This is a genomic window from Streptomyces sp. ID05-39B (assembly GCF_033794725.1).
GTDB classification, from domain to species: domain Bacteria; phylum Actinomycetota; class Actinomycetes; order Streptomycetales; family Streptomycetaceae; genus Streptomyces; species Streptomyces bobili.
Window position 1 is genome coordinate 1 of the sequence record NZ_JARGEF010000089.1, and the last position, 22,911, is coordinate 22,911.

General features: G+C 72.4%; 27 protein-coding genes and 2 tRNA genes. 14 read left to right on the forward strand and 15 right to left on the reverse strand.

All coding sequences use genetic code 11. The annotated features are described in order from the left end of the window. Together P1P75_RS20265 and P1P75_RS20270 are read left to right on the forward strand one after the other, a co-directional pair. Positions 1-815: SDR family oxidoreductase (locus P1P75_RS20265; protein WP_319257334.1), on the forward strand; the 815-nt coding region annotated here is incomplete at its 5' end. Between the two features lie 68 nt (positions 816-883). Then, positions 884-1,888, forward strand: a complete 1,005-nt coding sequence (locus tag P1P75_RS20270; protein WP_319257336.1) for a Gfo/Idh/MocA family oxidoreductase — start codon at positions 884-886, stop codon at positions 1,886-1,888. Between the two features lie 273 nt (positions 1,889-2,161). On the opposite strand, the gene P1P75_RS20275 is transcribed toward P1P75_RS20270, so the two are convergent. The 4 genes from P1P75_RS20275 to P1P75_RS20290 are packed head-to-tail and all read right to left on the reverse strand — an operon-like array spanning position 2,162 to position 5,790. Continuing rightward, on the reverse strand, positions 2,162-2,746 hold the full coding sequence (locus P1P75_RS20275; RefSeq protein ID WP_319257338.1) for a GNAT family N-acetyltransferase: 585 nt from the start codon (positions 2,744-2,746) through the stop codon (positions 2,162-2,164). A gap of 25 nt (positions 2,747-2,771) precedes the next feature. Next, a complete protein-coding gene (locus tag P1P75_RS20280) occupies positions 2,772-3,689 on the reverse strand; it encodes an ATP-binding cassette domain-containing protein (protein WP_319257340.1) in 918 nt (305 codons plus the stop codon). 5 nt (positions 3,690-3,694) lie between these two features. Next, positions 3,695-4,771 carry an ABC transporter permease gene (locus P1P75_RS20285; RefSeq protein WP_319257342.1) on the reverse strand — a complete coding sequence of 359 codons (1,077 nt, stop codon included), beginning with the start codon at positions 4,769-4,771 and terminating at the stop codon, positions 3,695-3,697. After that, positions 4,771-5,790, reverse strand: coding sequence for a sugar ABC transporter substrate-binding protein (locus P1P75_RS20290; RefSeq protein ID WP_319257344.1), 1,020 nt, complete (start codon positions 5,788-5,790; stop codon positions 4,771-4,773). Before P1P75_RS20290 ends, P1P75_RS20285 begins: the two co-directional genes overlap by 1 nt. Before the next feature lie 278 nt (positions 5,791-6,068). Here P1P75_RS20290 and P1P75_RS20295 point away from each other — a divergent pair, with 278 nt between their 5' ends. Then, entirely contained in the window at positions 6,069-6,875 is an 807-nt protein-coding gene (locus tag P1P75_RS20295; protein WP_319257346.1) for a GntR family transcriptional regulator, read from the forward strand. 64 nt (positions 6,876-6,939) lie between these two features. On the opposite strand, the gene P1P75_RS20300 is transcribed toward P1P75_RS20295, so the two are convergent. The 4 genes from P1P75_RS20300 to P1P75_RS20315 all read right to left on the reverse strand — a co-directional run bounded on the left by P1P75_RS20300 (position 6,940) and on the right by P1P75_RS20315 (position 9,770). Next, positions 6,940-7,698 carry an SDR family NAD(P)-dependent oxidoreductase gene (locus P1P75_RS20300; RefSeq protein WP_319257401.1) on the reverse strand — a complete coding sequence of 253 codons (759 nt, stop codon included), beginning with the start codon at positions 7,696-7,698 and terminating at the stop codon, positions 6,940-6,942. A gap of 2 nt (positions 7,699-7,700) precedes the next feature. Next, a complete protein-coding gene (locus P1P75_RS20305) occupies positions 7,701-8,879 on the reverse strand; it encodes an acyl-CoA dehydrogenase family protein (RefSeq protein ID WP_319257349.1) in 1,179 nt (392 codons plus the stop codon). A 124-nt stretch (positions 8,880-9,003) separates the two neighbouring features. Further along, positions 9,004-9,576, reverse strand: a complete 573-nt coding sequence (locus P1P75_RS20310; protein WP_319257351.1) for a TetR/AcrR family transcriptional regulator — start codon at positions 9,574-9,576, stop codon at positions 9,004-9,006. A 117-nt stretch (positions 9,577-9,693) separates the two neighbouring features. Next, positions 9,694-9,770: transfer RNA gene (locus P1P75_RS20315), tRNA-Pro, on the reverse strand. 97 nt (positions 9,771-9,867) lie between these two features. On the opposite strand from P1P75_RS20315, the gene P1P75_RS20320 reads away from it, so the two are divergent. The 4 genes from P1P75_RS20320 (at position 9,868) to P1P75_RS20335 (ending at position 13,838) form a co-directional block, all read left to right on the forward strand. Then, positions 9,868-10,374, forward strand: coding sequence for a DUF309 domain-containing protein (locus tag P1P75_RS20320; RefSeq protein WP_319257353.1), 507 nt, complete (start codon positions 9,868-9,870; stop codon positions 10,372-10,374). 45 nt (positions 10,375-10,419) lie between these two features. Next, positions 10,420-11,193 carry a precorrin-6A synthase (deacetylating) gene (gene cobF, locus P1P75_RS20325; RefSeq protein WP_319257355.1) on the forward strand — a complete coding sequence of 258 codons (774 nt, stop codon included), beginning with the start codon at positions 10,420-10,422 and terminating at the stop codon, positions 11,191-11,193. Between the two features lie 130 nt (positions 11,194-11,323). Beyond that, entirely contained in the window at positions 11,324-13,375 is a 2,052-nt protein-coding gene (locus P1P75_RS20330) for an MDR family MFS transporter (protein ID WP_319257404.1), read from the forward strand. A gap of 43 nt (positions 13,376-13,418) precedes the next feature. Continuing rightward, complete coding sequence (locus tag P1P75_RS20335; protein ID WP_319257357.1) at positions 13,419-13,838, forward strand: hypothetical protein; 420 nt, start codon at positions 13,419-13,421, stop codon at positions 13,836-13,838. On the opposite strand, the gene P1P75_RS20340 is transcribed toward P1P75_RS20335, so the two are convergent. From P1P75_RS20340 to P1P75_RS20350, 3 genes are all read right to left on the reverse strand, one after another. Then, on the reverse strand, positions 13,825-14,571 hold the full coding sequence (locus tag P1P75_RS20340; protein ID WP_319257360.1) for a cobalt-precorrin-6A reductase: 747 nt from the start codon (positions 14,569-14,571) through the stop codon (positions 13,825-13,827). The genes P1P75_RS20335 and P1P75_RS20340 overlap by 14 nt on opposite strands. A 66-nt stretch (positions 14,572-14,637) precedes the next feature. Further along, the gene (locus P1P75_RS20345; RefSeq protein WP_319257362.1) at positions 14,638-15,411 is read right to left on the reverse strand and encodes a sulfite exporter TauE/SafE family protein; all 774 of its coding nucleotides are present in this window, start codon (positions 15,409-15,411) and stop codon (positions 14,638-14,640) included. Between the two features lie 93 nt (positions 15,412-15,504). Beyond that, entirely contained in the window at positions 15,505-16,692 is a 1,188-nt protein-coding gene (locus tag P1P75_RS20350) for a thiolase family protein (protein WP_319257363.1), read from the reverse strand. Positions 16,693-16,850: 158 nt separating this feature from the next. On the opposite strand from P1P75_RS20350, the gene P1P75_RS20355 reads away from it, so the two are divergent. Genes P1P75_RS20355 through P1P75_RS20365 form a run of 3 tightly spaced genes read left to right on the forward strand, consistent with a single transcriptional unit; the run spans position 16,851 to position 17,963 of the window. Continuing rightward, the gene (locus P1P75_RS20355; RefSeq protein WP_319257365.1) at positions 16,851-17,108 is read left to right on the forward strand and encodes a WhiB family transcriptional regulator; all 258 of its coding nucleotides are present in this window, start codon (positions 16,851-16,853) and stop codon (positions 17,106-17,108) included. After that, complete coding sequence (locus P1P75_RS20360) at positions 17,105-17,587, forward strand: DNA starvation/stationary phase protection protein (protein ID WP_319257368.1); 483 nt, start codon at positions 17,105-17,107, stop codon at positions 17,585-17,587. Before P1P75_RS20355 ends, P1P75_RS20360 begins: the two co-directional genes overlap by 4 nt. 43 nt (positions 17,588-17,630) lie before the next feature. Further along, positions 17,631-17,963 carry a DUF3140 domain-containing protein gene (locus P1P75_RS20365; RefSeq protein ID WP_319257371.1) on the forward strand — a complete coding sequence of 111 codons (333 nt, stop codon included), beginning with the start codon at positions 17,631-17,633 and terminating at the stop codon, positions 17,961-17,963. Between the two features lie 12 nt (positions 17,964-17,975). On the opposite strand, the gene P1P75_RS20370 is transcribed toward P1P75_RS20365, so the two are convergent. Together P1P75_RS20370 and P1P75_RS20375 are read right to left on the reverse strand one after the other, a co-directional pair. After that, a complete protein-coding gene (locus tag P1P75_RS20370; RefSeq protein WP_319257373.1) occupies positions 17,976-18,161 on the reverse strand; it encodes a hypothetical protein in 186 nt (61 codons plus the stop codon). Between the two features lie 285 nt (positions 18,162-18,446). Then, on the reverse strand, positions 18,447-19,331 hold the full coding sequence (locus tag P1P75_RS20375; protein WP_319257375.1) for a Cof-type HAD-IIB family hydrolase: 885 nt from the start codon (positions 19,329-19,331) through the stop codon (positions 18,447-18,449). Positions 19,332-19,574: 243 nt separating this feature from the next. On the opposite strand from P1P75_RS20375, the gene P1P75_RS20380 reads away from it, so the two are divergent. The 4 genes from P1P75_RS20380 (at position 19,575) to P1P75_RS20395 (ending at position 22,167) form a co-directional block, all read left to right on the forward strand. Beyond that, positions 19,575-20,114, forward strand: coding sequence for an NUDIX hydrolase family protein (locus P1P75_RS20380; protein ID WP_150473720.1), 540 nt, complete (start codon positions 19,575-19,577; stop codon positions 20,112-20,114). Between the two features lie 23 nt (positions 20,115-20,137). Beyond that, the gene (locus P1P75_RS20385; protein ID WP_319257407.1) at positions 20,138-20,548 is read left to right on the forward strand and encodes a (2Fe-2S) ferredoxin domain-containing protein; all 411 of its coding nucleotides are present in this window, start codon (positions 20,138-20,140) and stop codon (positions 20,546-20,548) included. Between the two features lie 231 nt (positions 20,549-20,779). After that, the gene (locus P1P75_RS20390) at positions 20,780-21,418 is read left to right on the forward strand and encodes a DedA family protein (protein WP_319257410.1); all 639 of its coding nucleotides are present in this window, start codon (positions 20,780-20,782) and stop codon (positions 21,416-21,418) included. A gap of 98 nt (positions 21,419-21,516) precedes the next feature. Beyond that, the gene (locus tag P1P75_RS20395) at positions 21,517-22,167 is read left to right on the forward strand and encodes an endonuclease (RefSeq protein ID WP_319257377.1); all 651 of its coding nucleotides are present in this window, start codon (positions 21,517-21,519) and stop codon (positions 22,165-22,167) included. A 125-nt stretch (positions 22,168-22,292) separates the two neighbouring features. Here the strand turns inward: P1P75_RS20395 and P1P75_RS20400 are convergent. Both P1P75_RS20400 and P1P75_RS20405 read right to left on the reverse strand, forming a co-directional pair. Continuing rightward, positions 22,293-22,366: transfer RNA gene (locus tag P1P75_RS20400), tRNA-Pro, on the reverse strand. A gap of 81 nt (positions 22,367-22,447) precedes the next feature. After that, entirely contained in the window at positions 22,448-22,813 is a 366-nt protein-coding gene (locus tag P1P75_RS20405; protein ID WP_319257379.1) for an MmcQ/YjbR family DNA-binding protein, read from the reverse strand. Between the last annotated feature and the right edge of the window lie 98 nt (positions 22,814-22,911).

Consider the following 22,911-nt stretch of genomic DNA (forward strand, 5'->3'; position numbering starts at 1 on the left):
CCACCGTCCCCCAGCCCTCCACCGGCCCGCTCCCCTCCACGGGGCTCCTCGCCGACAAGGTCGTCCTCGTCAACGGCGGCAGCCAGGGCGTGGGCGCGGCGATCGCGCGGGCCGCCGTCCGCGAGGGCGCGGTCGTGGCCGTCACGGGCCGCCGCCCGGAACCGGGCGAGGCGCTGGTCACCGAGCTGGCCGCGGCCGGCGGCAGGGCGATGTTCGTCCGGGCGGACCTCGCCGACGCGGCACAGGCGAAGGCCGCCGTGGCCCGCGCGGTCGAGGCGTACGGCCGGGTGGACTGCCTGGTGAACTCCGCTGGGCTGACCTCGCGGGGCACGCTGCTGGACACCACGCCCGAGCTGTTCGACCAGCACATCGCGATCAACCTGAAGGCGCCGTTCTTCGCCATGCAGGCCGCCGTCGCGGACATGGTCGGCCGGGGCGCGCCGGGCACGGTCGTCAACATCATCACCTCGTCGGCGCACGGCGGGCAGCCGTTCCTCGCCCCGTACGTCGCCGCCAAGGCCGGCCTGGTCGGCCTGACCCGCAACGCGGCGCACGCCCACCGCCGCGACCGGGTCCGCATCAACGGCCTGAACATCGGCTGGACGGCGACCGAGGGGGAGGACGCGACCCAGCGGGCCTTCCACGGCGCCGGGGACGACTGGCTGGAGCAGGCGGCCGCCCGGCTGCCGATGGGCAAGCTCGGCCAGCCGGACGAGATCGCCGACTTCGTGGTGTTCCTGCTGTCCGAGCGGTCCGGCGTGGTCACCGGTTCGGTGATCGACTGGGACCAGAACGTGCTCGGCGGCCTCGACTGACTCACTCCGCCCCTCCCCCCGTACGCCCTCTGTACGACCCCTGTACAACGCCCAAGGAGCTGCACCCCATGCGTATCGGCATTCTCGGCCTCGGCCGCATCGGCGCCTTCCACGCCGAGACCCTGTCCGGACTCGACGCCGTCGAGTCGCTCGTCGTCGCCGACCCGTTCGCCGAGGCCGCCAAGTCCGCCGCCGACCGGTTCGGCGCCGAGGTCGCCGACTCCCCCGAGGCCGTGCTGGCGGCCGGGGTGGACGGCATCGTGGTGGCCGCCGCCACCGACGCCCACCCGGCGCTGATCCTCGCCGCCGTGGCGGCGGGGGTGCCCGTGTTCTGCGAGAAGCCCGTCGCCCGGACCATGCGGGAGGGCGTCGACGTGCTCAAGGCCGTCCAGGGCAGGGACGTGCCGATCCAGATCGGCTACAACCGCCGCTTCGACGCCGGTTTCGTCGCCGCGCGGGCCGCCGTACGCTCCGGCGAGCTGGGCACGCTGCACACCGTGCGCTCCACCACCCTGGACCCGGCCCCGCCGCCGGCCGCGTACATCGCCGGGTCGGGCGGCATCTTCCGGGACTGCTCGGTGCACGACTTCGACATCATCCGCTGGGTGACGGGCCGCGAGGTGCGCGAGGTGTACGCGGTGGGCGGGAACCGGGGCGCCGACTACATCCGCGAGGCGGGCGACGCCGACACCACGGGCGCGATCCTCACCCTGGACGACGGCACCATCGCCGTGATCTCCAACTCCCGGCACAACGCCCGCGGTTACGACGTCCGCATGGAGATCCACGGCTTTGAGGACTCCATCGCGGTGGGCCTGGAGGACAAGCTGCCGCTGCGCTCGGTGGAGCCGGGCGTGACCTTCCCGGCCGGGACCCCGCACGACTTCTTCATGGACCGCTTCACCGCCGCCTACCGGGCCGAACTCACCACGTTCACCGAGGTGGTGGCCGGCACCCGGCCCTCGCCCTGCACGATCGAGGACGCCCTGGAGGCCGGCTGGATCGCGGAGGCGTGCACGCTGTCGCTGCACGAGCACCGGCCGGTGACGATCGCGGAGGTCCGCACCTCCTGACCTCGCCCCACCTCACCCGTGCCGGGCTCCGTGTTCTTGTGGCTGGTGCCGGTCGGCCGCAGGCCACACCGGCACCACAGGACACCGGGTGGCGTGGGCGTGCTCCGACCCCGCGCTGGTCGGCAGCACGGGCCGCGCGCGGCCCATCGACACCGGCACAGAAGCGGGGGCGGACGGCCGCCTCTCGGCGGAAGGGAGCCCTGGGCCGCCCGCCGTACGACGCTGTCACGCACGCGGCCCGGGCACCACGGCCCGGTCGGCCACGGGCGGTGTTCACGCGGTGGCGACCCGTACGTGGAGGTGGCCGTCGTGGGGGAACTCCGGTGGCGCCGCGGGCAGTACGGCGTCGAAGCCGTAGCCGGTCCTCTCCGCGACCCGGCAGGACGCGGAGTTGTCGGCCTGGTGCAGCAGCCGGAGCCGGGTCGCGCCAGGGAAGGCGGTGAAGGCCCAGTCCGTCAGCGTGTTCAGCGCCCGCGGAGCCACTTCCCGGCCGCGCGCGTGGGCGGCCGTCCAGTAGCCGACCTCCGGCTGCTCCTCGTGCGGCGCCTTGAGGACGACGTGGCCCGCCAACCGCCCTTCATCGCCGTCCGGTTGTGCCTCCAGGACGGCGAAGGCGAGGCGCTCCCCCCTCTCCCAGCCGTCGCTCTGCACCCGCACCCAGGCCAGCGCTTCCGCCTCGTCCCGCACGGTCACGGCGGCCCAGCGGCGCAGCACCGGGTCCCGGTACGCCTCGGCCACGGCGGCGGCGTCCTCGGGGCGCCACGGCCGCAGCAGCAGCGCGGGAGCCGACGCGGTGGCGCCGGCCTCCAGTCGCACAGGTCGCACCTCTCGCGCCTGTCGTACGGCGTTCTCGTCCATGCCCATCACCCTAGGTGACGGGCCCTCAGGACTTATCCCCCGCCGGCCCCGCCGCCGGTGCGGTGAGGTCCTCCTCCTCGGGGAGTTCGTCGACGTCGACTCCGCGGACCTGTGCCAGTTCGTGTTTGAGGGCGGCGAGTTCGGTGCCGCCGGCCATGTGGTTGGTGAGTTCCTCCAGGCTGACCCGGTCGCGGTCGGCGGAGAGTTCCATGGTGCCCAGGCGCAGGACGCTGAAGTGATCGCCGACCATGTAGGCGTGGTGGGGGTTGTGGGTGATGAAGATGACGCCGAGGCCGCGGTCGCGGGCGGCGGCGATGTACTTGAGGACGACGCCGGACTGCTTGACGCCGAGGGCGGCGGTGGGCTCGTCCAGGATGAGGACGCGGGCGCCGAAGTGGACGGCGCGGGCGATGGCGACGCACTGGCGCTGGCCGCCGGAGAGGGTGCCGATGCTCTGCTCGAGGTCGTCGAGGACGATGCCCATGTTGCGCAGTTCCTCGTCGGCGGTGCGTTTCATCGTGTCGATGTCCAGGCGCCGTACGGGCCAGGGACCTTTGGTGATCTCGGAGCCGAGGAAGAAGTTGCGCCAGACGGGCATGAGGGGGACCGTGGCGAGGTCCTGGTAGACGGTGGCGATGCCGCGGTCGAGGGCCTCGCGCGGGGTGGAGAAGCGCACGGGTTCGCCGTCGACGAGGAAGTCGCCCTCCGTGTGCTGGTGCAGCCCCGAGACGATCTTGATGAGGGTGGACTTGCCGGCTCCGTTGTCACCCAGCACGCAGGTGACCCTGCCGGGGTGCACGGCCAGGTCCACGCCGTGCAGCGCGCGGATGTTCCCGTAGGACTTGCCCGCGCCGCGCAGTTCGACAAGGGGGCGGTCCGCGTCGGCCGGCGCGGGGTCGGCGAGGACGGCACCGTGACTGCCGGTGGTGTTGTCGTCGGTCATGAAGGTCACCTCCGGGTGGCCGTGCGCTGGACCCACAGATTGATCAGGACGGCGCCCAGGAGCATGACGCCGAGGAAGGCCTTGAACCAGTCGGGGTTCCAGCCGGCGTAGACGATGCCCTGCTGGACCATGCCGAACATGAAGGCGCCGAAGACCGGGCCGATCGCGGAACCGTAGCCACCGGTCAGCAGGCAGCCGCCGATGACCGCGGCCGCGATGTAGATCAGCTCCTGGCCCACGCCCTCACCGGACTGCACCGTGTTGAAGGTGAACAGCTGGTGCATGCCGACGAACCAGGCGCCGAACCCGACCAGCATGAACAGCGAGATCTTGGTGAACGTCACCGGGACACCGACGGCGCGGGCGGACTCCTTGTTGCCGCCGACGGCGAAGACCCAGTTGCCGTACTTGGTGCGCAGCAGCACCCAGGTGGCCAGCGCGGCGAAGACCAGCCACCACACGACGGTGATCTTCACCTGGACGCCGCCGACGTCGAAGGACGAGGCGAAGATCTTCTTCGCCTGGCCGAAGCCGTCCATGGTGCTGATGTCGTCGGTGGCGACGTTCTGGGTGACCAGCTTGGTCACCGCGAGGTTCACGCCCTGGAGGATCAGGAAGGTGCCCAGCGTGACCAGGAAGCTGGGCAGCCCGGTCTTCACCAGCATCCAGCCGTTGAACGCGCCGATCCCCAGGGAGACGAGCAGCGCGACGACCACACCGACCCAGACGTTCATGGTCAGCTGGTAACTGAGCATGGACGCCGTGAGCGCCGAGGTGATCACCGCGACCCCGGCCGACAGGTCGAACTCGCCGCCGATCATCAGCAGCGCCACCGGCAGAGCCATGATCCCGATCGTCGACGACTGGTACAGCACGTTCGCCATCGAACTGCCGTCACGCACCGGCGGAGCGGTGACCAGGAAGAAGACGAACACCGCCACAGCGCCGAGGAAGACACCCACCTCGGGCCGGGCCAGCAGCCGCAGCGCCAGCGGGCGCCGCGAGGTCCGGCCGTCACTCTCCTTGCGGCCGGGGGCCGGCGGTGAGGTCACCGCCGGCTCGGCATGCCCCGTCACACTCATCACCGGGTGCCCTTCGCGGCGAACGCGGCGACCGCGTCCACGTTGGACTTGTCGACGAAGGCCGGACCGGTCAGCACCGGCTGCTCCCCGCCGCCCATGTAGTTGCCGTTGTTCTTGTAGAGCCACAGCGAGTCGATCGCCAGGTAGCCCTGGAGGTAGGGCTGCTGGTCCACGGCGAACTCGATGGTGCCCGCGCTGATGGCGCCCGTCAGGTTCTTGTTCAGGTCGAAGGTGGCGATCTTCTGCTTGCCGCCCGCCTCGGACACCGACTGGACCGCGGTGAGCGCGTACGGGGCGCCCAGGGTCACGAGGTAGTCGATGGCGCTGTCCTGCTTGAGCTTGGCGGTGATCGTCGACTTCACCGACGGCATGTCGGTGCCGTTGACGTACACGGTTTCCGTGGAGCCGGAGAAGGTCTTCTTCACGCCGTCGCAGCGCTGGGTGAGACCGATGTTGCCCTGCTCCTGGATGACACAGGCGACCTTCTTGGCGCCCTCGGAGTTCAGCCTGTTGCCGAGCGCCTCGCCGGCGACGGTCTCGTCCTGGCCGAAGAACTGCAGCAGACCGAGGTCCTTCCACTCGCTCACACCGGAGTTGAGGCCGACGACGGGTATGTTCGCGGCCTTCGCCTTGGAGATGACGTCCTTGAGGGCGTCCGGCTTGGCGAGGGTGACGGCGATGCCGTCGACCTTCTGGTCGATCATGTTCTGCACCAGGGTGGCCTGGTTGCCGGCGTTGGGGTCGGCGGAGTAGACGAGTTTGACGTTGTCCTTGGCGGCGGCGGCCTCGGCGCCCTTGCGGACGATGTCCCAGAAGGTGTCGCCGGGCGACTGGTGGGTCACCAGCGCGACGGTCATCCGGGGTGTCGTGGCCTTGCCGGCGGAGGCCTCACCCGCTCCGTCCTCGGCCTTCTTGCCGCCGGAGCTGCTGGAGCAGCCCGCGAGGGTCAGGGCGACCGCCGCGGCCATGGCCACGACCGGGGCGATTCTGCGGGAACGGGCGGGAGAAGAGCTGTCCATCTTTCCTGCACCTCACTGTGCGACAGGGGAACGACGGGAAAAGGGGAGTCGATCACGAGGATCCGGGCCCGGGCCCGGAGGCCGGGAACTGCGGCGCTGCTGGGACGGGATCCAATCCCGTGAGGCGCCCGCTGTCAATACTTTGTTAAGACATCATTTCACGATCAGGTCCGAATGTAAGAACAAATCATTGACATCGGGCCGGACGGGCCCTACACCTGAGGGGGCGATCTCTACCCCGCGTTCCGGGGGTCACCCACCGCCCGAGGAGGTGCCCGATGCCGAGGCCCGGTGACCGTCCGCCGAGACCCGGTGAGCGAACCCGCGCCACGTCAGGACCGGCGCTGGACGCAGTGGACTTCACGCTGGACCGCACCAGCCCGGTGCCGCTCTACCACCAGCTCTCCCAGCAACTGGAGGCTGCCATCGAGCACGGCGCCCTCACCCCGGGCAACCTGCTCGGCAACGAGATCGACCTGTCGACCCGGCTCGGCCTGTCCCGCCCCACCGTCCGCCAGGCCATCCAGTCACTGGTCGACAAGGGCCTGCTGGTACGCCGCCGCGGCGTCGGCACCCAGGTGGTGCACAGCCAGGTGAAACGGCCGCTGGAACTGAGCAGCCTCTACGACGACCTGGAGGCGGCCGGGCAGGGACCGACCACGCACGTCGTCCGCAACGAACGCGTCCCGGCGACGGCCGATGTCGCCGCCGCGCTGGGGATACCGGAGGGCGCCGAGGTCACGCTCCTGGAGCGGCTGCGCTCGACGCACGGACAGCCGGTGGCCTTCCTGTGCAACTACCTGCCCCCCGCCCTGCTGGACCTGGACACGGCACGGCTGGAGGGAACCGGCCTGTACCGGCTGCTGCGCGCGGCGGGCGTCACGCTGCACAGCGCCCGGCAGACCATCGGCGCCCGCTCCGCCGGCGCCGAGGAGGCCACCCTGCTCGCGGAGAGGACGGGGGCGGCCCTGCTGACCATGCAGCGCACCGCGTACGACGACTCGGGGCGCGCGGTCGAGTACGGGACGCACGTCTACCGTGCGTCCCGCTACGCGTTCGACTTCCGGCTGCTGGTCAGACCCTGAGGGCCACCGGCCCGCGAGAGCCGCCGTCGGCCCGTGGGAGGTGGCGGCGGCCCGTGGGGAAGGACTACCGGGGCGCCATCCGCAGCGCACCGTCCATGCGGATGGTCTCGCCGTTGAGGTAGTCGTGGTCGACGATCGCCAGCGCCAGCCTGGCGTACTCCTCGGGCTGGGCCAGCCGCTGCGGGAAGGGCACTCCGGCGGCGAGCGAGGCGCGGAACTCCTCGGAGACGGTGGCCAGCATCGGCGTCTCCACGATGCCCGGGGCGATGGTGCAGACCCGGATGCCGTACTGCGCGAGGTCGCGCGCCGCGGGCAGGGTCAGTCCGACGACGCCGCCCTTGGACGAGGAGTAGGCGGCCTGGCCGATCTGGCCGTCGTAGGCGGCGATGGAGGCGGTGTTGACGATGACGCCCCGCTGGCCGTTCTCGTCGGCGTCGGTGGCGGCGACGGCCTCGGAGGCGAGCGCGAGGACGTTGAAGGTGCCGACCAAATTGATCTGGATGACCTTCGCGTAGAGGGCGAGGTCGTGGACGCCCTTCTTGCCGAGGATCCGCATGGACGGGCCGATGCCCGCACAGTTGACGACCGTGCGCAGCGGCACGCCCGAGCCGGCCGCGGTGGCGACGGCGGCCCGCACCTGCTCGGGGTCGGTGACGTCGGCGGGCACATAGGTCACGCCGGTGACCTCGGGCGCCTTGTCGATGCCGTCCTTGAGGTCGAGGGCGAAGACCCGCGCGCCGCCCTCGGCGAGGGCCTTCGCGGTGGCCGCGCCGAGGCCGGACGCACCGCCGGTGACAAGGGCGGCGGTGTTCTCGAGCTGCATCATCACTCCTTGCCGAGGGCGGTGAGCGCACCGCCCTCGTTCCGGTCCAGCGCACGGGAGATGATCATGCGCTGGATCTGGTTGGTTCCTTCGAAGATCTGCATGACCTTCGCCTCGCGCATGTAGCGCTCGACGGGGAAGTCACGGGTGTATCCGTACCCTCCCAGGACCTGTACCGCGTCCGTGGTCACCTTCATCGCGTTGTCGGTGGCCACGAGCTTGGCGATGGACGCCTCCCGGGTGAAGGGGAGGCCGGCGTCCTTGAGCCGGGCGGCGGCGAGGGCCATGGCGCGCGCCGACTCGGTCGCCGCGCCCATGTCGGCGAGAACGAAGGCCAGACCCTGGTGCTCGATGATCGGCTTGCCGAACGTCTCCCGCTCACGGGCGTAGCGCACGGCGTGGTCCAGGGCGCCCTGTCCGAGGCCGGTGGCGACGGCGGCGATACCCAGACGGCCGCAGTCCAGCGAGGCCAGCGCGATCTTCAAGCCCTGCCCCTCCTGCCCGATGAGCCGCTCGGCGGGCACCCGCACGTCGTCGAGCCGCACGGTGGCCGTGGCCGACCCCGTCAGCCCCATCTTCCGCTCCGGCGGGTCGACACCGAGCCCCGGGGTGTCCGCCGGGACGAGGAAGCAGGAGATGCCGCGCGCGCGGTCGTCGGAGGTGCGGGCCATCACCGTGTAGAAGTCGGCGTACCCGCCGTGCGTGGTCCACGCCTTGGCGCCGTTGAGCACGTACTCGTCGCCGTCGCGCACCGCACGCGTGAGCATGGCCGCCGGGTCGGAGCCGGCGTGCGGCTCGGAGAGGCAGTACGCGCCGAGCAGTTCCCCGCCCAGCATCTCGGGCAGCCATTTGGCCCGCTGCTCCTCGGTGCCGAAGCGGGCCAGCGGGAAGCAGGACAGCGCGTGCACGGAGATGCCCACGGCCACGCTGGCCCAGACGGCGGCGACCTCCTCGACGACCTGGAGGTACACCTCGTACGGCTGCCCCGCTCCGCCGTGCTCCTCGGCGAAGGGCAGTCCGAGCAGCCCGCTGCGCCCGAGGGTGCGGAAGACGTCCCGGGGAAAGGCCCCGTCCGCCTCCGCGTCGGCGACCCGGGGTGCGAGTTCCCTGGCGGCGAGGGTGCGCGTCAGCTGGATGAGGTCGACGGCTTCCTCGGTCGGCAGGGCGCGAGTGGCGGGCATGTCGACCTCCACGAAGTGATACTGGAAAGAGTACGAACGTATCATTCACAGTACGGCATGCGGGCGTGACGGAGCACCCGCACGGGGTTACGGGGAGGAGGCTCCGGACGAAACGGGAGGACGCTCAGGAGGAGACGGCGTGCACGATGAGCGACGCCAGCTGCTCGTAGGCCTCGGCGTCGGTCAGCCCGGTGCGCGCCTGCAGCTCGCCCTGCTGGATCTGGCGCATGGTCGCGGCGGCGACCTCGCCGACGAACGCGGTGTGCACCTCACGGAAGGCGCCGCCGGAGACCCCCTCCGCGATCAGCCGCCGCACCCGCTCCGCCGCCATGCGCGTATTGGCCTCGTACACCTCGCGCGCGGGCGGGAACTCGGCCACGTCGTCGAGGAAACGGCGGGAGAGCGGCCGCAGCTGCTCGGCGACGGCCGTCAGGTAGACCCGGACCCGGTCCGAGGGGTCGTCGGTCTGCGCCACCCGCTTCTCGACGGCCTCGGTCGCGCCCCGGAAGTAGTGCTTGACGGCCTCCACGACCAGCCCCTGCTTGCTGCGGGCCAGCTGGTACAGCGTGGTCTTGGAGCAGCGCAGCCGCTCGGCGAGATCGTCCAGAGTGAGATCGGAGAAGCCCTCCGCCGCCAGCAGCACGACGAGCCGCTCCAGCAGGTCGGCCTGTCGGGCGGTACGGCGGGAGGACGGCATGATCCCAGAATATCCGCGCCGTCACCTCACCCGGCCGCCCGGTGGCCGACCGCACCCCGAACGCACCGAAGCCGCCTCCTCACGAATGAGAAAGCGGCTTCCGACCTGCGATGAAGCTGGTCGGGACGACAGGATTTGAACCTGCGACCCCTTGACCCCCAGTCAAGTGCGCTACCAAGCTGCGCCACGTCCCGGTGCGGTCCCACGGATTTCCGCGTGATCGCGCGAACAGCACTTTACCCCACGGCGGGCGGTGCGCCGAAAGGGGCACCGGCGCGCGACAATCGGCCCATGGGCGCTACGAGGAGCGGCGAGGACGCGCGGGACCGGGACGAGGAAGGGCGGGCGCGCAGCGCACGGCCGCGGGACGGGCTGGGGCGCCCCCTGCCGTACGGGACGGCCGGGGTGGAGCGCCAGCCGGAGGGCGTCGTGCGGCGGCCGCAGGACAGTGTCGCCGAGGCGCAGGCGCTGCTGGACGCCGGAAAGCCGTTCCACGCGCACGAGGTGTTCGAGGACGCCTGGAAGTCGGGGCCGCAGGAGGAGCGGGCGCTGTGGCGGGGGCTGGCCCAGCTCGCGGTGGGTCTCACCCACGCCGCCCGCGGCAACCTCACGGGCGGGCCCCGGCTGCTGGGGCGCGGGGCCGCGGCCGTGGAGGAGTGGGCCCGCGCCACCGGGCGGTGGCGGCCGTACGGGATGGACCTCGCCGCGCTGGCCGGCTGGGCGCGGCGGCTGGCCGCGGAGGTGGAGGAGTCGGGCGCCGCGGTGGACGCCGGTGCCGTGGCTCCCCGGCTGCGCTGACACCCGCCACCGTCACTGTCGGTGGCGTACGGCAGACTCGTGGTCGTGCGAAAGATTCATGTCATCGGTATCGGCGCGGGCGACCCCGACCAGCTGACCCTTCAGGCGGTCCGGGCGCTGCGGAGCACGGACGTGTTCTTCGTCCTGGACAAGGGCGAGGTGAAGAGCGACCTCACGCAACTGCGCCGGGACATGCTGGACACGCACATACCGGACGGCGGCTACCGGGTGGTGGAAGCCCGCGACCCGGAGCGGGACCGCCGCGCGGGCGGCGCCGCCTACTCCCCCGCCGTCGGCGACTGGCGCAGCGCCCGCGCCGGGATCTACGAGCGGCTGATCACGCACGAACTCGGCCCGGACGAGAGCGGCGCGTTCCTCGTGTGGGGCGACCCCGCGCTGTACGACAGCACGCTCGCGATCCTGGAGGAGGTGCTGGCGCGGGGCGCGGTGGCCTTCGCGTACGACGTGGTGCCCGGCATCAGCAGCGTCTCGGCGCTCGTCGCCCGGCACCGCACGGGCCTGAACCGGGTGGCCCGGCCGGTGCAGATCACCACCGGGCGGCGGCTCGCCGAGGGGTTCCCCGAGGGGGTGGACGACGTGGTGGTGATGCTCGACGCCCACCAGGCCTTCCGGCAGTACGCCGGCCAGGACGTCGACATCTACTGGGGCGCCTACATCGGCACCCCGGACGAGATCCTCGTCTCGGGCCCGCTCGCGGAGGCCGGCCCCCGCATCGAGCGGCTGCGTGCCGAGGCCCGCGAGCGCAAGGGCTGGATCATGGACACGTATCTGCTGCGCCGCAATCCCCGGGACGCGTAGGGCTTGTCGCCGCGCCCCGCCTCCTTCACCGGCCGGACCGTGCCCGCGTGCGGGGCGGGGCGGCCAGTGTGATCGTGACCTCGTGACAGTGACCGAGGAATCGGCGGGGTCCGGGGGATCCACGGGGCCCGTGCCGTCCGCCATCCAGCCGCCCGTGCTCGACCCGCGCCGGCGCAACATCGTCTTCGTGACGATCGTGCTGGGCATGCTGCTGGCGGCGCTGGACCAGACGATCGTGGGCACCGCCCTGCCGACGATCGTGTCGGACCTCGGCGGCGCCGAGCACATGTCGTGGGTGGTCACCGCCTACCTCCTCGCGGAGACCGTCGCGACCGTCCTGGTCGGCAAGTTCGGCGACCTGTTCGGCCGCAAGGTGGTCTTCCAGGTGTCCGCGATCATCTTCATCACGGGGTCGTTCCTGTGCGGTCTGGCCACCGACATGATGCTGCTGATCCTGTGGCGGGCTATGCAGGGCATCGGCGCGGGCGGCCTCATGGTGACCTCGATGGCGCTGATCGCCGACGTCATCCCGCTGCGCGAGCGCGGCAAGTACCAGGGCGCGATCGGCGCCGTGTTCGGGGTGGCCACCGTCGTGGGGCCGCTGATGGGCGGCCTGTTCACCGACCACCTGTCGTGGCGGTGGGCGTTCTACATCAACGTCCCCATCGCGATCGTCGTGGTGTTCGCGGCCGCCCGCACCATCCCGGTGGTGAAGTCGGCGGCCCGCCCGGTCATCGACTATCTGGGCATCGCGCTGGTCACGGTCGGCGCCGGCGCCCTGATCCTGGCGACGAGTTGGGGCGGCAACGAGTACGCGTGGGGTTCGGGCGTCATCATCGCGCTGTTCGCCGGCGGTGTGCTCGCCCTCGCCGGGTTCTGCTGGGTGGAGACCCGGGCGCAGCAGCCGATGCTGCCGATGCGGCTGTTCCGCAGCCCCGTCTTCACGGTCTGCTCGATCCTCAGCTTCATCGTCGGCTTCGCGATGCTCGGCGCCCTGACCTACCTGCCGACGTATCTCCAGTACGTCGACGGCGACTCGGCGACCGTGTCCGGTGTGCGCACCCTGCCGATGGTGCTGGGCCTGCTGATCGCGTCGGTCTTCAGCGGCAACGTGGTCAGCAAGACGGGCACGTACCGCGTGTTCCCCATCATCGGCTCGCTGGTGATGGGCGTCGGGCTGTACCTGATGTCCCTCATGGACGCCTCCACCGGCGCCTGGCTGGAATCGCTGTTCATGTTCGTGCTCGGTACCGGCATCGGCCTGTGCATGCAGGTGCTGACGATCGCCGTGCAGAACACCGTCGAGTACGCCGACCTGGGCACCGCCACCTCCGGCGTCACCTTCTTCCGCACCCTGGGCAGCGCCTTCGGCACGGCCGTCTTCGGCACGATCTACGCCAACGCCCTCGCCCCCAACCTCGAGGAGGGCATCGCGGCGGCCACGGCGGAGGGCGGCGCCGACCCGGCGGCGGTGTCCCGGGCCGCGACCAGCCCGGAGGCGCTGCACCAACTGCCCCCGGACACCGCCGCCCCGCTCGTCGGGGCGTACGCCGACACCATCCAGACGGTGTTCCTGTGGACGGTTCCGGTCGCCGCCCTCGGTTTCGTCGTCGCCCTGTTCCTCAAGCAGGTCCCGCTGCGCGACAGCGCCCGCAGGACCTCCACCGATCTCGGTGAGGGGTTCGGCTCGCCGCACGACGCCAACGCGCAGCGGCTGCTGGAGACGGCCGTCGCGAAGATCATCGGCAGGACGGACGTGGACACCACGCGCCGGATCGTCGCCGAGTCCGACACCCGGCTCGACGTGGCCGGGGCGTGGGCGGTGATGCAGGTCGAGCTGTTCGACCGGCTGGTCGGCCACGCGAGCCTGGGGCTGATCGCCGCCCGCCACCACATGCCGCCGGAGGTGCTGCTGCCGGTGTTCGACCGCATGGTCGACGAGGGCTTCCTGAGCCGGCACGGCTCACTGCTCAGCCACACCGCGGCGGGCGCGCGCGAGGCCCGCGTGATCACCGAGGCGTGGGGCGACTGGCTGGAGGAGCGGGTCCGGCAGGACATCGGCCGCCCGGCGGGCAGCGACCTGCGGGCCGCCGTGGACACCATCGCCAAGCGGCTCGTGGTCGAGGACCTCAGCGCGGGCCTGACCCGGCGGACACCGGCGCTCGCCCCGGCCGCACCCTGAAAACGGGATGCCCGCCGGGGTCCGCGGACCCCATACTCGACGCATGCCGCCCGCCCCCGTCCGCTTCCGCGATCCCGCCACCACCCTCGCCGACCACGCCACGTCGGCGCTGGTCAGGTGCCCGCGCTGCGCGCGCCTCGCCCACTACGGGCGGCGCGGCGGGCAGACCCCGCAGCACCGGGTGGTGTGCCGTTCCTGCGGTCTGTCACGTTCGGCGGGGAGGCCGGCGCTGTGGCTGTCGGCCCGTACCCGGCACGGCGAGATCTGGGCGTACAACCTCGAACACCTCGATCTGCTCCGGCGGTTCGTGGCCGCCTCGCTGCGGGAGCGGGATCCCTGGTACGAGCACGGCCGCAAGATGACCTGCATCGCCCGGCTGCCCGCCTGGATCAAGAGCGCCAAGAACCGCACCGAGGTGCTCCGCGTGATCGACCGGCTGCGCGCCTCCGTCACGGAGCGCTGAACCCCAGCCGTGCCAGCGCCCCCGCCACGTCCTCGACCGCCGTCACGCCGTCCGGCAGCGGCGGCCGCCGTACGACCACGACGGGCAGGCAGAGCCGGCGGGCGGCCGTCAGTTTCGCGGCCGTGGCCTCTCCCCCGCTGTCCTTGGTGACCAGCACGTCGATGCGGTGCTCCCGCAGCAGCGCCAGCTCGTCGGAGACGGTGAACGGGCCGCGGGTCAGCACGAGTTCGGTGTCCGGCGGCAGCGGCGGCTCCGGCTGCTCCACCGACCTGACGACGAAGTGCGTACCGGCCAGGTGCGCGAAGGCGGCCAGGCCCAGGCGTCCCGTCGTCAGGAACGCGCGCCGGCCCACGCCGGGCAGCAGTTCCGCCGCCTCGGCCAGGGAGCCGACCGGGTGCCAGCGGTCGCCGGGTCCGGGCCGCCAGCCGGGGCGGCGCAGCACGACCAGGGGCCGTCCGGCGGCCGTCGCGGCGTGGGCCGCGTTCGCGGTGATGCCGGAGGCGAAAGGATGGGTGGCGTCGACCACGGCGTCCACCCCGTGCTCGCCCAGCCAGGCCGCGAGCCCCTCGGCCCCGCCGAACCCGCCGATGCGTACGTCCCCCGCGAGGGCGCCCGGCCGGGACACCCGGCCCGCCAGCGACGAGGTCACCCGGACACCGGGGCGTGCCGCCAGGACGGCGGCCAGTTCACGCGCCTCGGTGGTGCCCCCGAGGACCAGGACGTGGGCGGACATGACGTCGAGCCTACGAGGCGGGGGGCCGCGCCGGGACCGCGGTCGTCGTCCCGGTGGGGAAGGTGGTCAGCGCACCAGCAGCTGGACGCCGCCCACCACCGTCGCCACGATGACGAGCCGTTCGAACAGCCGCTGGTTGATGTGGTGCACCGCCCACCGGCCGAGCAGCGCGCCGGGGACGACGAACGCCACGAGCGCGGCGTCCAGGAGCAGGGAGCGGCCGTCGATGAGGCCGAGCCCGACACTGAACGGCACCTTCGAGACGTTGACGATGAGGAAGAAGAACGCGGAGGTGCCGAGGAAGCCGAGTTTGCGGAAGCCCGCCGAGAGCAGGTACATCGACATCACCGGGCCGCCCGCGTTGGCGACCATCGTGGTGAAGCCCCCGAGGACGCCGTACGAGCGGGCCTTCAGGCGGCCGGCGCGGGTGACCACGGCGTCGGGGTCGTCGGCCTTCTCGGCGGTGCGCCGCCGCCACAGCGTGACGCCCGTCATGAACAGCAGGATCGCGCCGATCGAGGTGCGGACGGCGTCGTCGTCGGCCCACATCAGGAACAGCGTGCCGGCGACGACACCGGCCGCGACCGCCGGGAACAGCCGCCACAGCGTGGGCCAGTGGGCGTGCCGGCGGTAGGTGAGGACGGCCAGCACGTCCCCGGCGATCAGGATCGGCAGCAGGACGCCGGTGGAGTCGCGGGCCGGCAGCACCGCGGCGAAGATCGCCAGGCTGACCGTGTTGGCCCCGCTGACGGCCGTCTTGGAGAAACCGACCAGCAGGGCCGCGGCGGCGAGGACGGCGAACTCCCAGCCGGTGAGGTGCCACAACGTCATCAAGTTCATGCGGAGACCGATGCTACGCACACCTAACGGGCCCCGGTGAGGCGGGTTCGCCTGCCGCCTCCGGGGAGTCCGGTCCCGGTCGTCGCGTCCTGCCTAGTGGCGCTCGACCAGTACGGCGCTGCCCTGCCCCACGCCGACGCACATCGTCGCCAGACCGCGCTCCGCACCGGTGCGCCGCATCCGGTGCAGCAGGGTGGTGAGGATGCGGGCGCCGGAGCAGCCCAGCGGATGCCCGAGGGCGATGGCGCCGCCGCTGGGGTTGACCAGCTCGGGATCGATGCCCAGCTGGTCCACACAGGCCAGCGCCTGCGCGGCGAACGCCTCGTTGAACTCGGCCTCCTGGAGGTCGTCGACGCTCCACCCGGCGCGGGTCAGCGCCTTGCGGGTCGCGGGGACCGGGCCGATGCCCATCACGTCGGGGTGGACACCGGCGGAGGCGCCGGCGACGTAACGGCCGAGGGATTCCAGGCCCAGGTCGTTCAGGGCCTCCTCGCTCACCAGGAGGAGACCGGCGGCCCCGTCGTTCATCGGCGAGGCGTTGCCCGCGGTGACCGTGCCGCCCTGGCGGAAGACGGGTTTCAGCGCGGCGAGCCGGTCGAGGGAGGTGTCCTCGCGGATGCATTCGTCGGCGTCCACGACGACGCCGTCCGGGCGCCGTACGGGCAGGAGTTCGTCGTCGAAGTGGCCGTTCTTGCGGGCCAGCGCGGCGCGCTGATGGCTGCGGAGCGCGAAGTCGTCCTGGCGCTCGCGCGGGACGCCGTACCGCTCGGCGACCTCCTCGGCGGTCTCGCCCATCGCCAGCAGACCGTGCAGGTCCTTCATGGCGGGGTTGACCAGGCGCCAGCCGAGCCGGGTGTCGACGGTCTCCACGCGGTGCGGGAGGGCCTCGTCGGGGCGGGCGAGCACGAAGGGGGCGCGGCTCATGGACTCGGAGCCGCCCGCGAGCACGATCTCGGCCTCGCCCGCGGCGATCGTGCGGGCCGCGGCGGTGACGGCCTCCATGCCGGAGGCGCACAGCCGGTTCACCGTGGCGCCGGGCACGGTCTCGGGGAGTCCGGCGAGCAGGGCGGCCATGCGGGCGACGTTGCGGTTGTCCTCGCCGGCCTGGTTGGCGGCGCCCCAGTACACGTCGTCGATCCGGGCGGGATCGAGCGCGGGCAGGTCGGTGACCAGGCCGCGGACGACGGCGGCGGCGAGGTCGTCGGGCCGTACGGCGGACAGGGCGCCGCGCAGCTTTCCGATGGGGGTGCGGCGGGCGGCCGCGAAGTGGACGGGACGCACGACTGGGTCTCCTGACCGACGACGACGCTACATTAATTAGCACTGCTAGTTTCGGACTATAGACCGCGGTGAGGCCCCCTGTGAAGGACCCCGCAGCCGCGTCCGCACCCTGCCGCGAGCCGTGTTTGCGCCGATTCGCCCTGGGCACCCGCGCCCCCATGGAGTGGTTGCGCAGTGCCGCCTGCGTCGGTGAGGACCCCGAACTGTTCTTCCCCGTGGGGACGTCGGGACCGGCCCTGCGGGAGACCGCGGACGCCAAGCGGGTCTGTGCCCGCTGCCCGGTGACCGCCGACTGCCTGGACTACGCCCTGGTGAGCGGGCAGACGTCCGGGGTGTGGGGCGGGACCGGCGAGGCCGAACGCGCCGATCTGCTCCGTAGCACACGAGACGACGTGAGAAGGAGGACCTCCGTATGACTGTCGTGAAGAGCCCGCTCCCCGAACCGGCCCGTCAGGTCACCTTCGATGCCCTGCAGAGCACCCTGGTCGATCTGCTGGGGATCTCCCTGATAGGGAAGCAGGCGCACTGGAACATCGTCGGCCCCCGCTTCCGCTCGATCCACCTCCAGCTCGACGAGGTGGTCTCCACGGCCCGTTCGTACGCCGACACGGTCGCCGAGCGTGCCGCCGCCCTGGGCCTGCCGCCCGACGGCCGGCCGGAGACGATCGCCTCGGCGTTCACGCTGGCGGCGCCGAAGGACGGCTGGCTGCGCGACGAGGACGTGGTCGAGGTGATCGCGGAGACCCTCGGTGAGGCCATCGGCCGGCTGCGGGAGCGCATCGACGCGACCGCGCAGCCCGACCCGGTCACCCAGGACCTGCTGATCGGCATCACCGCCGAGCTGGAGAAGCAGCGGTGGATGTTCGAGGCGGAGAACTGGCCGCGCGAGAGCTGACCACCGGCACGACGCCTGCTCGACAACGACAGAAGGCCATGCCATGACCGACGCCCTCGAACTCGACGCGCTGTGGGAGGACTTCCACCGCGTGGTGAACATGACCTCGCAGGAGCTGGCCGCCTGGCTCCGGGTGCGCGACGCCGACGAGACCACGGAGGCGCTGCCCGACGAGGCGGGCACCCCGACCGGCCGGCATGTGCTGGCCATCCTGCAGAAGCGGCGCACCGACCTCACGGAGGACGACCTGCGCGTGATGCGCAACGTGGTGGACAAGGTGGCCGAGCAGACGGACATGGCGGACGAGCCCGCCGCCGAGGACACCGCCCTGCGCCACCGGCTGATGACGCTGGGCCACGATCCCCTCAAGCCCTGAGCCCGGCCCCGCTCACGCCGTGGTCCCGCCGCCCGCGAGGCGGCTCAGGGCCGCGGACCCCGGTCTCCGCACGCCCGGCACGACCACCGAGAGGTCCGGGGCGGACAACGGGCCGTGGTCGAGGGGCACCGCGTCGATCTTCTGGGCCAGTTCCTCGCCCGGCGCCGCCTCCCCCACCCCGGCCGGCGTCGAGGTCACGTACCCGTAGTCGTGGCGCGCCCCGTCGGGCGACGGGCAGCGACAAGTCCTCGCTGCCCATCGCCCGCCCGAAGGCGAACACCCCGTGCGCGTCGAACAGTTCCGCCCGGCGCCCCCTGGCCGTTCGGCCGAGGTGCGCGCACCCGTGCGAGGGCGAAGACGGAGCTGCTTGCGCACCACGTCCGACCACCTCACCCAGGAGCCGCGGACGGCCGCGCCGGTCCGCACGGCCACGCCGGCCGGCGGCTTGGGGACGCGGGGTCGCCTCGACGGGCGGTCGGTCGGTCACAGTGACGGGCGGTCAAGTCCCGTCACCGGCAGGTCGAGGAGGCGGACCAGAGTGCGCAGGACCCCGTTGTCGTTGTTGGAGGGTGCCCGGTGGCGGGCCCGCCGGACGACCTCGGGGTGGGCGTTGGCCATGGCGAAGGACCAGTCGGCGGCGTCCAGCATCTCCAGGTCGTTGAGGTAGTCGCCGAACACGACGGTCTGCGCGGGCGTGATGCCCAGCTCCTCCTGGAGCCGGCGCAGGGCGGCACCCTTGTTGGCGGTGCGGTTCATGATGTCGACCCAGTGTTCGCCGGAGACGACGACCTGGTGGGTGTCCGCGAACGGCGCGAGGGCCGGGGCGGTGCTCCGCGCGACCGACCCGAAGTCGAACAGGGCGACCTTGATGACCTCGTCCCCGACGGCGGCGGCGTCCTCGACGACCTGGTGGCGCAGGTAGTAGCGGCCGACCTCCGCCAGGAAGGCCTCGTCGGCACGCTCGACATAGGCGGACCGCTTCCCGCAGACGACGGCCCCGACGTCGGCGCCGCCCGCCACGAGCCGCCGTACGGCCTCGACGACGCGGGTGACCACGGCGGGGTCCAGCGGATCGGAGCTGAGTTCCTCGCCGTCGCGGACGACGTAGGTGCCGTTCTCCGCTATGAAGACCATCCCGTCGGCGACCTCGGCGAACTCCCGGGCCAGCGTGGCGTACTGCCGGCCGCTGGCGGGGCTGAACAGCACGCCCCGCTCCCGCAGCAGCGCGAGGACCTCCCAGAGCCCGTCGGGTGTCCGCTTGTCGTCGTCGAGCAGCGTGCCGTCCATGTCGGTGACGACGAGACGGATGTCGGCGCCGCCGGCCGACGGCTCAAAAGCGGCCAGCTGAGGGGCGTGGGAGTAGGGCATGTCCTTCTTCCTGTACGGGGGTGACCGGATTGTCACCCTACCGGGGCCCCGGAGCCGGTCGCGGGCGGACTGCCCGCCCCTCACCGCGGGCAAGATCCCTCTGCACCGCCGCCGCGCGCACGGTTGTGGAGGAGGCACCGGAGGTCGTCCCGTCGCGCACACCGCTGTTCAGCTCCGGCGCCTATGGTGTCGGCGCCCGCCGGGTCTACCGGCTTCCCGACGCACTGAAAGTATGATCAACCAATGTCTGACTTGACCGATACCACGCCCGGCTGGCTGAGCCAGGACGAACTCGAAGTCGCTCGCTCCCGCATGCCGATCCTGTACGTCGAGGCCGTGCCCGTGCGCGTCGACGACAGCGGCGAAGTCACCAAGATCGGCCTGCTGCTGCGGATAGGACCGGAGGGCAACGTCAGCCGGACCCTGGTCTCGGGCCGGGTCCTGCACCACGAGCGGGTCCGCGACGCCCTGCTGCGGCACCTGGAGAAGGACCTCGGCCCGATGGCGCTGCCCCACGTCCCGGCGTCCCTGCAGCCCTTCACGGTCGCGGAGTACTTCCCGACGCAGGGCATCACGCCCTACCACGACCCGCGTCAGCACGCGGTGTCGCTGGCCTACATCGTGCCGGTGACCGGTGACTGCCGGCCGCGGCAGGACGCTTTGGACCTGGTGTGGTTCGACCCGCAGGAGGCGGTCTCGCCCGAGGTGCAGACCGAGATGCCGGGCGGGCACGGCTTCCTGGTGCGGCAGGCGCTGGCCCACGTCGGCCAGTCGGCGTCCTGAGCGGCGTGGGCCGCCGCGGCGCCCTGCCGGCCCAGCGCGTGGTGTCGATCGGCGCCGCCGCGCGCCGGCCCTGCACCCTCGTGGTGTGCCGGGGCTGCTGCTGCGGCGACACCCGCAAACACCCCGGCTACGACCACGGCTGGCAACTGGAGCGCCTGCGCGCGGCGGCCACCGCGTCGGCGGGCGGCTTCGAGGTCCGTACGACGGACTGTCTGGGCCCCTGTGACCAGGCCAACGTGATCGTCGTCCAGCCGTCCGGCGCGGGCCGCCGGGCGGGCGGCCGGGCCACCTGGGTCGGTTTCGCCATGGACGACGACTGCACCGAGGACGTCCTGAGCTGGGCTGCGGCGGGCGGTCCGGGCGTCGCCGCGCCCCCGGCCGGCCTGGAACTCCAGTTCATCGACCCGCCCCGTCCCGCGCGCGCCCGCAGGTGATCCGCACGGCCGGGCGGGCTGTCCTGAGCGGGCCCGCCGCTCAGAGCAGCCCGGCCGCCCGCGCCGGGCTGTCGCCGGTACCGCCGTCGTCCGCCGGGCCGCACACCGCGGTCAAGGTGCCCGCGAGGCTCCGACGGCTCCGCCGCCCCGGCTGGATGAACGGGGACAGGGAACCCGGCCATGCGGGACCGCCGACGACAGCTTCGCGAGGACGGCCGGGAGGCGATGACCGTGATCGCCGTGGATCCGACGGACAGCGCCTCGCTGCTGGCCGCCTTCGGCGCCCTGGGCGTGCTGGTGGTGATCTTCGCGGAGTCGGGACTGCTGGTGGTCGGCTTCTTCCTCCCCGGGGACGCGCTGCTCCTCCCGGCGGGCGCGCTGTGCGCGGCCGGCGGCCACCAGGCGCCGCGGCTGGAGCTGTGGCAGGTGCTGGTCTGCGCGGCCGTCGGCGCCGTGGCGGGCGCGCAGGCGGGGTTCCTGCTCGGCCGGCACGGCGGGCGGGCGCTGCTGGCCCGCACCTCGAACCGGCGTCTCGAAGAGGGCACGGCACGGGCGGAGAAGATGCTGGCCCGCTACGGCTACCGCAAGGCCCTGGTGATCGGCCGCTTCGTCCCGATGCTGCGGACGGTGCTGCATCCGGCGGCCGGTGCGCTCGGCGTGCCCACGCGGACCTTCACCCTCTGGCAGGCCGTCGGCGGACTGCTGTGGTCGCAGAGTCTCGTCCTGGCCGGCTACGCCCTCGGCTCGTCCGTCCCGCACGTCGAGGCGTATCTGCTGCCGTTCGTCGCCGCGGTCGTCGCGCTCTCCCTGCTGCCCCTGCTGGTGGAGGTGCGCCGCGCCCGCCGCGACCGGCGCCCGCCCTCGCGGTGAGGGGGCCGGTTCCGGTTCCCTCCGGTTTCCTCCTGTAGGTCGCGGGCACCCGGCAGGCGCAGGACTCCCACTCCCTGGCCGAGGACCGGGCCGCCACCATGAGCGACCAGCAGCAGCACGTCATCGAGGAACTCCTCTCCTCGCACGGCCGCACCTACGCCGAGGAGGCGGGCATCCGGCTGAAGAACACCCCTCAGCCGCTGTACCGCACCCTCGTGCTGGCCCACCTGCTCAGCGCCCGCATCCGCGCCTCCACCGCCGTCGCGGCCGCCCGCGCCCTGTCCGAGGCGGGGATGCGCGACCCCCGCAGCATGGCCGAAGCGACCTGGCAGCAGCGTGTCGACGCCCTGGGCCGCGGCGGCTACCGGCGCTACGACGAACGCACGGCGACCCAACTCGGCCAGGCGGCCGAGCTGTTGACCGGGCGATGGGGCGGCGACCTGCGGCGCATGCGGGAGGAGGCCGACGGGAACGTCTCCCGGCTGCGCGGCCTGCTCCAGGAGGTGACGGGGATCGGGCCCGCCGGAGCGGACATCTTCCTGCGCGAGGTCCAGAGCGTCTGGCCGGAGGCGGCCCCGTACATCGACGCCAAGGCCCTGGACGGCGCGCGCCGGCTCGGCCTCCCGGACGAGCCCGACCAGCTGGTCGAGAAGGCCCGGCCCGCCGAACCGGCGGAACTCGCCGCCGCGTTGGTGCGGGCCGCGCTGGACAAGAAGCTGGTCGACGAGGTGCTCGCCAGGGCCGGCTGACGCCGCGCGCCGCGTGACCTCCGCTGCCCCTGCCGCGCCTCCGGCAGCGGCGCCGCCGCTCTCGGACACGGCAGAGGCCGCCTTCTCGTCACTGAGAAGGCGGCCTCTGGTCCGACTTCGAAAAGTCGGGACGACAGGATTTGAACCTGCGACCCCTTGACCCCCAGTCAAGTGCGCTACCAAGCTGCGCCACGTCCCGTTGCCCGTCTGACCTGGGGTTTCGCCCGGCCGGACCCGCAGGGAAACAATACCGCACTCGGGTCGGTGATCGCGCACGCCTTTACGGCGCCTCCTCCTCCGCCACGCCCAGTCCCGGATACTCCTCCAGCAGGGAGGCCGGGGCGGCCTGACGCCAGGAGTCGGCGAGGATGTCCCGCAGCTCGGCCTCGTCCTCCAGGGCGGTGAGCCGGACCCGGACCCAGGCGAACTGGGCCTCGTGCCCGGCGATCCAGAACTTCTCCGGCTCGGAGAGAGCCAGCTCGTCGCGCTCCTCCTTGGGGCAGCGCACGGCGATCGACGTCTCGTCCTCGGGCAGGGTGGCGAACATCTTGCCCGCGACCCGGAACGTGGGCATGTTCCACGCGGTCTTCTCCGTCGTGTCCGGCAGGGACAGGGCGACACGGCGTACGTCTTCGGCATCCGGCATGCTTCGCACGGTAGCGGCAGGCACTGACATCGATATTGCCAGGCAGGTTCTGGTGGCCGTGGCTCGGGCACTGACTGACGTCCTGCTGGGCTGTCCTC

Coding starts and splice junctions, on each gene's coding strand:
- P1P75_RS20305 (WP_319257349.1), bottom strand. CDS start 8,879: ATGCCCGCCACTCGCGCCCTGCCGACCGAGGAAGCCGTCGACCTCATC.
- P1P75_RS20395 (WP_319257377.1), top strand. CDS start 21,517: ATGAGCGACCAGCAGCAGCACGTCATCGAGGAACTCCTCTCCTCGCAC.
- P1P75_RS20280 (WP_319257340.1), bottom strand. CDS start 3,689: ATGACCGACGACAACACCACCGGCAGTCACGGTGCCGTCCTCGCCGAC.
- P1P75_RS20365 (WP_319257371.1), top strand. CDS start 17,631: ATGACCGACGCCCTCGAACTCGACGCGCTGTGGGAGGACTTCCACCGC.
- P1P75_RS20380 (WP_150473720.1), top strand. CDS start 19,575: ATGTCTGACTTGACCGATACCACGCCCGGCTGGCTGAGCCAGGACGAA.
- P1P75_RS20270 (WP_319257336.1), top strand. CDS start 884: ATGCGTATCGGCATTCTCGGCCTCGGCCGCATCGGCGCCTTCCACGCC.
- P1P75_RS20285 (WP_319257342.1), bottom strand. CDS start 4,771: ATGAGTGTGACGGGGCATGCCGAGCCGGCGGTGACCTCACCGCCGGCC.
- P1P75_RS20275 (WP_319257338.1), bottom strand. CDS start 2,746: ATGGACGAGAACGCCGTACGACAGGCGCGAGAGGTGCGACCTGTGCGA.
- P1P75_RS20310 (WP_319257351.1), bottom strand. CDS start 9,576: ATGCCGTCCTCCCGCCGTACCGCCCGACAGGCCGACCTGCTGGAGCGG.
- P1P75_RS20360 (WP_319257368.1), top strand. CDS start 17,105: ATGACTGTCGTGAAGAGCCCGCTCCCCGAACCGGCCCGTCAGGTCACC.
- P1P75_RS20405 (WP_319257379.1), bottom strand. CDS start 22,813: ATGCCGGATGCCGAAGACGTACGCCGTGTCGCCCTGTCCCTGCCGGAC.
- P1P75_RS20345 (WP_319257362.1), bottom strand. CDS start 15,411: ATGAACTTGATGACGTTGTGGCACCTCACCGGCTGGGAGTTCGCCGTC.
- P1P75_RS20300 (WP_319257401.1), bottom strand. CDS start 7,698: ATGCAGCTCGAGAACACCGCCGCCCTTGTCACCGGCGGTGCGTCCGGC.
- P1P75_RS20335 (WP_319257357.1), top strand. CDS start 13,419: ATGCCGCCCGCCCCCGTCCGCTTCCGCGATCCCGCCACCACCCTCGCC.
- P1P75_RS20355 (WP_319257365.1), top strand. CDS start 16,851: ATGGAGTGGTTGCGCAGTGCCGCCTGCGTCGGTGAGGACCCCGAACTG.
- P1P75_RS20320 (WP_319257353.1), top strand. CDS start 9,868: ATGGGCGCTACGAGGAGCGGCGAGGACGCGCGGGACCGGGACGAGGAA.
- P1P75_RS20290 (WP_319257344.1), bottom strand. CDS start 5,790: ATGGACAGCTCTTCTCCCGCCCGTTCCCGCAGAATCGCCCCGGTCGTG.
- P1P75_RS20340 (WP_319257360.1), bottom strand. CDS start 14,571: ATGTCCGCCCACGTCCTGGTCCTCGGGGGCACCACCGAGGCGCGTGAA.
- P1P75_RS20375 (WP_319257375.1), bottom strand. CDS start 19,331: ATGCCCTACTCCCACGCCCCTCAGCTGGCCGCTTTTGAGCCGTCGGCC.
- P1P75_RS20295 (WP_319257346.1), top strand. CDS start 6,069: ATGCCGAGGCCCGGTGACCGTCCGCCGAGACCCGGTGAGCGAACCCGC.